We start from the raw sequence: 363 nt of genomic DNA on the forward strand, positions 1-363 counted from the left end.
TTCATATCGCCTGTTTACCGCAGCTTCAGCGTCGACAAACCGACCAGCACCAGCATCATGGTGATGATCCAGAAGCGCACCACCACCTGGGTTTCCTTCCAGCCCTTCTGCTCGTAGTGATGGTGCAGCGGTGCCATCAGCAGCACGCGGCGGCCGGTACCGAAACGCTTCTTGGTGTATTTGAAATAGGCCACCTGAATCATCACGGAGAGCGTTTCCACCACGAAGATGCCGCCCATGATGAAGAGCACGATTTCCTGACGAACGATGACCGCGATGGTGCCCAGCGCACCGCCCAGCGCCAGTGCGCCGACGTCGCCCATGAACACCTGCGCCGGGTAGGCGTTGTACCAGAGGAAGGCC

The 363-nt window shown here is 59.5% G+C and carries 1 protein-coding gene; it reads right to left on the reverse strand.

Translation table 11 applies throughout. The features are described from left to right. Positions 1–14: 14 nt before the first annotated feature. Positions 15–363: MraY family glycosyltransferase (locus ACZ3HG_RS23170; RefSeq protein ID WP_465334648.1), on the reverse strand; the 349-nt coding region annotated here is incomplete at its 5' end.

Source organism: Erwinia sp. PME.40.26/001 (assembly GCF_055556675.1).